This is a genomic window from Microbacterium sp. (assembly GCF_032084865.1).
In the GTDB taxonomy this organism is placed as follows: Bacteria; Actinomycetota; Actinomycetes; order Actinomycetales; family Microbacteriaceae; genus Microbacterium.
In genome coordinates this window covers 1-8175 of the sequence record NZ_DAMDLU010000128.1, presented here as the reverse complement: position 1 = coordinate 8175, position 8175 = coordinate 1, and the positions used below count along the sequence as shown (strand labels likewise).

Annotated in this window: 9 protein-coding genes, 1 tRNA gene and 1 pseudogene; 5 read left to right on the top strand and 6 right to left on the bottom strand. The window is 70.3% G+C overall.

All coding sequences use genetic code 11. From position 1 onward, the window contains the following. Both RT309_RS12010 and rsfS read left to right on the top strand, forming a co-directional pair. Nucleotides 1-880: hypothetical protein (locus RT309_RS12010; protein ID WP_313357348.1), on the top strand; the 880-nt coding region annotated here is incomplete at its 5' end. Beyond that, a complete protein-coding gene (gene rsfS, locus RT309_RS12005; protein WP_313357346.1) occupies nt 880-1257 on the top strand; it encodes a ribosome silencing factor in 378 nt (125 codons plus the stop codon). The genes RT309_RS12010 and rsfS, both read left to right, overlap by 1 nt. Before the next feature lie 33 nt (nt 1258-1290). Here the strand turns inward: rsfS and RT309_RS12000 are convergent, their stop codons facing one another. Next, entirely contained in the window at nt 1291-1494 is a 204-nt protein-coding gene (locus tag RT309_RS12000) for a hypothetical protein (RefSeq protein ID WP_313357345.1), read from the bottom strand. 197 nt (nt 1495-1691) lie between these two features. Here RT309_RS12000 and RT309_RS11995 point away from each other — a divergent pair. Continuing rightward, a tRNA-Ala gene (locus RT309_RS11995) sits at nt 1692-1764 on the top strand. Nucleotides 1765-1815: 51 nt separating this feature from the next. Here RT309_RS11995 and RT309_RS11990 read toward each other — a convergent pair. After that, complete coding sequence (locus tag RT309_RS11990) at nt 1816-2583, bottom strand: hypothetical protein (protein WP_313357343.1); 768 nt, start codon at nt 2581-2583, stop codon at nt 1816-1818. Between the two features lie 141 nt (nt 2584-2724). Next, nucleotides 2725-3864 (bottom strand): calcium:proton antiporter, encoded by a 1140-nt coding sequence (locus RT309_RS11985; RefSeq protein ID WP_313357341.1) that lies wholly within the window; start codon nt 3862-3864, stop codon nt 2725-2727. A 143-nt stretch (nt 3865-4007) separates the two neighbouring features. Between RT309_RS11985 and RT309_RS11980 the strand changes: the two genes are divergently transcribed. Then, nucleotides 4008-5180 (top strand): glycoside hydrolase family 3 N-terminal domain-containing protein, encoded by a 1173-nt coding sequence (locus RT309_RS11980; protein ID WP_313357339.1) that lies wholly within the window; start codon nt 4008-4010, stop codon nt 5178-5180. Here RT309_RS11980 and RT309_RS11975 read toward each other — a convergent pair. From RT309_RS11975 to RT309_RS11965, 3 genes are read right to left on the bottom strand one after another with little or no spacing between them, the layout of a single operon-like run. Next, a complete protein-coding gene (locus tag RT309_RS11975; protein ID WP_313357337.1) occupies nt 5177-6043 on the bottom strand; it encodes a 3-methyladenine DNA glycosylase in 867 nt (288 codons plus the stop codon). The genes RT309_RS11980 and RT309_RS11975 overlap by 4 nt on opposite strands. Beyond that, the gene (locus RT309_RS11970) at nt 6040-7068 is read right to left on the bottom strand and encodes a phosphatase domain-containing protein (RefSeq protein WP_313357335.1); all 1029 of its coding nucleotides are present in this window, start codon (nt 7066-7068) and stop codon (nt 6040-6042) included. Before RT309_RS11970 ends, RT309_RS11975 begins: the two co-directional genes overlap by 4 nt. A 33-nt stretch (nt 7069-7101) precedes the next feature. Then, nucleotides 7102-7779, bottom strand: coding sequence for a DedA family protein (locus RT309_RS11965; protein ID WP_313357334.1), 678 nt, complete (start codon nt 7777-7779; stop codon nt 7102-7104). Between the two features lie 42 nt (nt 7780-7821). Between RT309_RS11965 and RT309_RS11960 the strand changes: the two are divergent. Continuing rightward, a pseudogene (locus tag RT309_RS11960) lies at nt 7822-8175 on the top strand (hypothetical protein); the annotation flags it as partial.

Genomic DNA, 8175 nt, shown 5'->3' with positions numbered 1-8175 from the left:
GCCGAGCGCCGTCGAGCCGGCCGCGTCGAGTGCGACGCCTTCCCCCGCTTCAGCTGCTCCGCTGACCCGACGCGCCGCGCGTGCGCAGGAGCGCGGCCGCGCCGATTCCGTCGCCCCCGCCGAGCAGTCGAGTGCTGCCGAAGAGCCGGTCGAGGCCCAGCCGGTCGTCTCCCAGCCGGTCGTCGAAGAGCCCGTCGTGGAACCGGACGTCGTCGAAGAGCCGGTCGTCGAAGAGCCGGTCGTCGAAGAGCTGATCGTCGACGTGCCGGTCGCCGACACCCCCGCTGCCCCGTCGCAGGACCGTCAGCCGGCGCCATCCGGTCCCGACGTCACGCCCTCCTCGCCAGCAGAAGACGTCGCGAACACCGAGGCCGAGCCCGAGCGCCCGATGGTCGGAGCCGCCTTCGGCATCGGCGTCAAGAGGTCGCCGTCGGGACCGGGCATCCCCACGGCATTCGACGACCTGCTCGAGACCGGTTCTGCCGGTTCGCATCGAACCTCGAGCACCCTGATCTTCACGCCGTCGCCCGGCGCCGGTTCGCTCTCCGGGCCCGTCGCGTCGACCGGTGAGCTGCTGATCACCGGCACCTACGCGCTGCCGGACGGCATGGGCTCGCAGGGCCACGCGCTCGGCACCACCGACGGCAAGGACATCGATGCTGTGCTCATCGACGGCGAGCTCGCGCCCGCGTCGTCGCCGACGCCCATCGCCGCCAGCTCGGCGATCAGCACGTCGAAGCCCGCCGGCGAGGTCATCCGCCCGCCTGTGCCCGACAAGGGCAACAAACTCACTCTCACCCTCGCGATCGTCGCCGGGGGTCTCGCGCTCGCGCTGGCCGCAGCGCTGATCATCGCCTTCACCACAGGAGTCCTCGCTTGATGCAATCCCCTGAAACCGCCGCAGAGATGCTGCAGATCGCCGCTCGTGCAGCAGATGCGAAGGGCGGCGAGGATCTCGTCGCACTGAACGTCTCCGAGCCGTTGCCGCTCGTCGACATCTTCCTGCTGGTGACCGGGAACAGCGAGCGCAACGTCGCCGCCATCGCCGACGAAATCGAGGATCAGCTTCTCGAGGCGGGTCACCGTCGCGTGCGTCGTGAGGGCCGTGCCGAGTCGCGCTGGGTGCTGCTCGACTTCGGAGACCTCGTCGTGCACGTGTTCCACGCCGAAGAGCGCGTCTACTACGGGCTCGAGCGGCTCTGGAAGGACTGCCCGGTCGTTCCGATCGACCTTCCGACGCACGCCGCGGGGGAGTGATCCCGCGCGGTCGGTGAGCGCATCGCCTGATCGTCAGTCGAGACGTTCGTCGCCTGCCCAGGCGTCGTCTTCGTCGTCCGCCCCGGATGCCATCCGGTCGGCGTCGATGCTGTCGATCCGGTCCGGGTCGGCGTCGGGATCCAGTTCGACGTCGCCGTCGACCTCTCGGGTCGGAACGCCCGCGTTCTCTTCAAGATCGGGGTCTTCGGGAAGCATGTTCGGGGTGGGATTCGACATGATCGCTCCTGTTCGTGATGACGCTCTGCGCGTCGTGTGCGGCGAATCTAGCGCGGTCTGATTCGGCGGTAGATCGGCTTGACGGTGAACCTCGCAGCGGCTAGCCGAGCCGACACTCCCGACCCGGCGTCGCGATTTGGTGCTCGCCCGCCGGTGCATAGTATGCTGATCAGGTTGCCGAGTTCGGCAGCGAAGATGGGCCTGTGGCGCAGCTGGTAGCGCACCTGCATGGCATGCAGGGGGTCAGGGGTTCGAGTCCCCTCAGGTCCACAAGAGAAGAAGTCCCGCGAGCAGCTCGCGGGACTTCTTCGTTTCGTGGGCTCAGCCGGCGAGCGCCGCGCAGTCGCCTGTGGCGTTCCTGGCGATCATGTTGCCGTACCCGAACACTCCGGGAACGAGCCCGGAGCAGGTGAGGTTGCGTCCGATCTCGTTCCGCACCACGAACACGTCGTTGAGCCCTGTTCCGGCTGCGTCATCGAGTCCCGTCATCCGGATGTCGGACAGCGTCACGTTGCCGCCGATGCGGTTCCACATCACGCCGATCCACTCCTCGACGATCCCGTTCACGGTCAGGTTGCGATCGATCGTGTTGTTCTTGATCGACCACGGGATGTCCGAGCCGCCGCCGGTGACAGTGACGTTGCCACCCACGGCGACTCCGTTGAGGAAGACACCGATGGCGCCGTTCACCGTGATGTTGCCCGCCACCGAGATGTCGGAGCTGCCCTCAGGATCGGTCGCGCAGGGGTGGCCGGAGTTGCCGGGGAAGCCCGGCTGGCAGCCGAGCCCGATCATCGATCCGGTCGCGCTGATGACATTCCTGTCGACCGTGATGACAGCGGGGGCGCTCTGAGCGTCGAAGATCGCCCCTTCGAGCACCATGAGCGACCGCGTGACGTGGATCTCCGCGCCCGCATCCACGCCGCACATGCCGGCGATCGTGAGTGTGGAGTAGGTGCCGGACGGCACCGTTCCCTCCGTGCAGGTGTAGTCTCCCGTCGCCGCCGTCGCGGCCGTCGCCGGGGCAGCACCCCACAGCAGGGCGCTGGCGACAAGAACTGCTCCGAGTGAGCGCCATCCAGATCTCATGTCCGAACCTCTCCGTTCCTGCGGTCGCGGGCGACCGCGCCAAGAGGACCATCCCCACTGTGGTCCGGGCATCGTCTTCGACGCCGTGTCAGGCACGGTACTACCCGGGCTGGCCGGCGTCATCGGGGCCGAACCCCCTGCTCAGAGCAGTGTCGTCAGGGCGTAGACCACGAACAGCAGCAGGTGCGCAGCGCCCTGCGCCGGGCGCGCCCGCCGTGCGCGGAACGTCACCAGCGTCAGCAGCAGCGTCAGACCCAGCAGCAGCAGATTCAGCGGGCTCTCGGCGAGCACGACGGTCTGCCCGGTGATCAGCCCGATGGTCAGCACGGCGGGGATCGTGAGTCCGGCCGTCGAGACGAGCGCGCCATGGCACAGATTGCTCACCCGCTGCATCTCGCCGGCGAGGGCCGCCCGCACCGTGGTGATCGTCTCGGGCAGGAACACGATCATCGCGATGAGGATGCCCGACAGTGTCACCGGCGCGCCGAGGCGGCCGAGGCCGTCATCGAGCAGCTCGGCCATGTCGTGCGAGAGCAGCACGATCGGCAGCGCGAGTGCGACCAGCAGAAGCGTGCGCGCGACGATCTCCGGCCGGTGCTCGGCCAACACGAGGGCGACCGACGAACGGGGCGGCGCGGCGCCGGCATCCGCCCGCATTCCCACCTCCTGGAAGTCCGCCCTGCGCGCGCCCAGCTGCCGCAGCAGGAAGGACGCGTACAGCAGCACGACGAGCACGATCACCGTGATCGCGGCGCGCGGTGGGAAGGCGCCCGCATCTCCCAGGAGCACCGGGAGCGCGAACGCGACGGCGAGCAGCACGACCAGCACGCCGAGATAGGTGACGACGCCGGCGCGGTTCGCGTGCCGATCCGGATGCCGCCTTCCGCCGACCACCAGCGCGACGCCGACGACGAGATTCATGATGATCATCGACACGGCCATCACGGAGTCGCGGGCGATGGTCTGATGCTCGCCCGGGCCGAGCATGACGGCCGAGATGAGGATCACCTCGATCGCGGCGATCGAGAGGGTGAGCACGAGCGTTCCGTATGGGTCGCCGAGCCGGTGCGCGAGATGTTCGGCTTCGGTGACGACGCCGAACGCGCACACGATGATCACCGTGACGATCGCGGCCAGGGTCACCCACAGCACGGGTGTCGGCAGGTGACTCCCGAGGAGGGGAGCGAGCGCGAGGAGCGCGCCGAAAGATCCCCAGCCGAGCACGAGGCGAAGCACGGCGGTGCGCGTCAGAACCGAGCGCAGGAGGGCGGAGCGGGTCACGGTGCGAGCCGAATCTGCGGGGTCGTCCCCACCTGTGATGTCGCCGCCGGGTCGTCCCGCCGGTCGCGTCAGCACCAGGCTAGCAAAGCAGCACCGAGCGCTCGCACAGCAGAAGATCGGAGTCGCGGAGTAGCGTCGACACCATGCGTGCTCGAGGGATCCGTGCCGCCGCGGCTGCTGCCGTGGCTGTGTGCCTGCTCGCCGCCTGCGCACCCACCACACCGTCCGCCGCGCCGTCCGGAACCCGGCACACCTCGTCGGACACGCCGTCGCCCCAACCCGGCCCGCCGCGCGACCCCGCGGCCGAGGCCGTGGCGGCGATGAGCGTGACGGAGCAGGCCGCGAGCGTCGTGATGGGGCACATCAGCGGCACCGATCCCGCCGCGCTACGCGCGTACATGCAGTCGGCGCCGCAGGGCGCACCCCTGGGCGGGTTCATCCTGATGGGCGGCAACATCGGCGCCGATGCGGCCCAGGTCAGCGCGGTCAGCGACGCGCTCACCCTCGACCCTGCGCTGCCGCCGCTCATCGCGGTCGACGAGGAGGGCGGCGTCGTCCGCCGTCTGCCGTGGGACACCCTGCCAGGCGGGCGGGGTCTGCAGGCCCTCGACCTGACGCAGACCGAGGACGTGTTCGCGCAGCGCGCCGCTCTCGTCGCCGAGACGGGCGCGAACGTCAACTTCGGAATCATCGCCGACGTGCCGGCTGACGCCTCATCCTTCATCGCCTCACGCGCGCTCGGTGCCGACGCCGATTCCGCGTCGCCGCGCGTGACGGCCGCGGTCGACGGCGAGGAGGGCATCGTGCTCTCGACGCTGAAGCACTTCCCGGGGCACGGTGCCGCGCCGGGCGACTCGCATCACAGCATCCCCTCGACGACGATGACGCTGGCGCAGTGGCAGACGGGAGACGCGCGACCGTTCATCGCGGGCATCGACGCCGGCGCCGAACTGCTCATGTTCGGGCACCTGGCGTACACGGCCGTCGACCCCGCCCCCGCGTCGCTGTCGGCGCGCTGGCACGAGATCGCGAGAGACGAACTCGGCTTCGACGGCGTGATGATCACCGATGACCTGGGCATGCTCTCGGCATCCGGCGTCGCCGAGTACCGAGATCCCGTGTCGAACGCGGTGACCGCGCTGCAGGCGGGCAATGACATGGTGCTCATGGTCGCCGGGGCCACCGCCGAGACTGCGCCGCAGATGGTGGCCGGGATCGTCAGCGCCGTCGCCGACGGGCGACTCAGCGCAGAACGCCTGCGGGACGCCGCCGAGCACGTCATGCGACTGCGGATGCAGCTCGCGGACGGACGCTAGTCGCGACCGAGCCACGCCGTCAGCAGCGCCTCCCGCAGCGCGTTGCCGCGTTCGGCGAACGCCCGCTGCCGGCGCACATACTCCGCTTTGCCGTCGACCGTCTCGATCCGCACCGGCCGCACGCCCCACGCCGACAGATCGTACGGCGCTGCCTCCATGTCGAGGCGGCGGATGTCGGACGCGAGCTCGAAGGCATCCAGCAGCAGCTCGCCCGGAACGAGCGGGCCGAGCTTGACGGCCCACTTGTACACGTCCATCCCCGCGTGCAGACAGCCGGGCTGCTCGAGCTCGGGCTGACTCTCGCGGCTCAGCGGCAGGCGGTTGCGCGGCACGGCGTCGTCGGTGAAGAAGCGGAACGCGTCGAAGTGCGTGCAGCGCAGCTCCGCGGCCTCGACGACGGCATCCGTCCCGGCACCGCCGAGTCGCAGCGGCACGTCATGCCGGTGCTCGTCGGCGCGGTAGACCATCGCCCACTCGTGCAGCCCGAAGCATCCGAACTGGCCCGGTCGCGCGGCGGTGAGGCGCAGCATCCGGTCCACGAGGGATGCCAGCTCAGGCTTCTCCTCACCGAACGCCGACGCATCGGGCGCGTATCCACCCGGCGCGACGCCGGGGGAGTACCAGCGCCATCCGGCGCGCTCCTCGGCATCCTGCAGCGTCACACCGGCACCCGGATGCCACCGCCTCAGCTGCGCGGGCTTATACGAGTAGTACGTGAACAGGAAGTCCTCGACCGGATGCTTCTCGCCGCGCTGCTGCCGGCCGCGATGCGCAGCCGTCAGCGTGTCGGCGCGCTCGGCGTGCGCCTGCGCGCGGGATGTCCACTCGGCGCGCGTCAGCGATGCGCGCGTCAGCGTGGTCATGAGCGATCGGCGAGGATGCCGACCTCGGTGAGCCGTTCGCGCAGCCCGGCGCCGTCCTCGGCGCTCACCCACGGCACACTGCCTTCGGCGTGCTCGCCCGACGCGCGACCACCGGCGAGCACCGCCTCGGCCGGCAGCAGGCGACGGATAGCGACGGCCGCGACAGAGGACGGATGCTCTTCCAGGAACTGCGAGTAGATCGCCTCGTCGTGCTGTCCGTCGTCGCCGATCAGCAGCCAGCGCACGTTCGGGAACTCCTCGGCGAGCCGGCGCAGGTTGCCGGTCTTGTGCGCCTGACCGCTGCGGAACCAGCGGTCGTGTGTCGGTCCCCAGTCAGTGAGAAGCATCGAACCCGCGGGGAAGAGGTGGCGGCTGAGGAAGCGTGTCAGCGTGGGAGCGACGTTCCACGCGCCCGTGGAGAGGTAGATCATCGGCGAGCCGGGGTGGTCGCGGCGCAGCTGCTCGAGCAGCACGGCCATGCCCGGCACCGGAGTGCGGGCGTGCTCGTCGACCACGAACGAGTTCCAGGCGGCGATGAACGGCCGAGGCAGTGCGGTGACCATGACGGTGTCGTCGACGTCGGAGACCACGCCGAACTCGACGCTGTCATCGACGACGAACGCGGTGGCCTCGACCGGCTTCTGCCCCTCGACGGACATCGAGAAGGTCTGCCAACCCGGCGGCAGCTCCGCCTCGATGACCGAGTCGATCACCCCACCGCGATCGGCGACGACGGTGTGCGTGCGCCCGCCGATCTCGACGACGACAGAGGCGAAGCTGACCGGGATGCTGACGAACGAGCGCCAGCCGCGCACACTGGCCTCTCCGCGGGTCTTCTTCAGCGGCGCCGGGACGATCAGCGCCCGGCCGACCACCCGCACCCAGCCGGCGGTGCTGCCGTAACCGGGAAACGGAACGATGGTCGCCGAACGTCCCCGTCGGCGGGCGCGGCGCTCGCGCCAGACGTGGACGCGGTGTTCGAGGCGGGCGAACCAGTGGATCTTCGCCGGTGAAGCAGCAGACATCGGCTCCAGTCTTTCACGCCTGGGCTGCCGCGGTCACGGTTCGGTGTGCCGCTCATCGCCGTCGGCCTCGCCGACGCGACGCATGTGCCGCTCCTCGCGTCGGGCGAGCAGCTTCTTCCCGCCGAGCAGCACCACGAGCAGCGCGACGATGACGCCCACGAACACGTACCCGGCGTAGTGCACCCGCTGGGACAGCTCGGGGTAGCTGCCGGCCGCCGTCGCCGCGACGCCCACGTACAGGGCGGCCCACAGAGCACAGGCGGGCAGCGTCCAGGCGATGAACCGGCGATACGCGTACCCGCTCATGCCGACCGTCAGCGGGACGAGGGAGTGCAGCACGGGCAGGAAGCGGGAGAGGAAGATCGCCAGGCCGCCGCGTCGATGCAGGTACCGCTCCGAGCGCCGCCACTGCTCCTCGCCGATCCGGCGGCCGAGCCACGACGCGCGAATGTACGGACCGGCCCAGGTGCCGAGCCAGAACCCGATCGACTCCCCGATCAGTGCGCCGATCACCACCGTCACCCCGAGGGCGAGGCCTTCGACCCACCCCTCCACGCCGATCGCCGCGACGAGCACGACCGTGTCGCCCGGTACGACCAGGCCGATCAGGATGCTCGTCTCGAGCAGGATCGCCACACCCGCCAACACGGTTCGCAGCACGGGATCGACGGCCTGAACGGCCTCGATGACCCAGAGCACGATGTCGTTCACCCCATGAGCGTAAAGCCTGTGGCGGAGCCATACGCTGTGAAGGTGCCCGCACCCCCTCCGCTCACCGCCTGCGCCGTCGCGCGACCGGCCGGCGCGCACCGTCCTGAGGTGGACGCGCTCTTCGCGCGCCTGTTCGCAGACGCCGGCCAGGCGTTCTGGCTGGATGCCGGGACCGACCCGCGCGCCGGGTGGAGTCTCATCGGCATCGGCGACGTCGAGCAGGACCTCGACGCGGTGCGCCGAGTCGACCTGAGCGGCCCGGCGGCGGCATCCGGCATCCCCTTCCTCGGCGGCTGGGTGGGATGGCTGCCGTACGAGCACGGCGCGGCGGCGAACGGCGCCCCGGTCGCCGACACCGACACGGCGCCCACCTGGATCGCCGTCACCCGTGCCGTC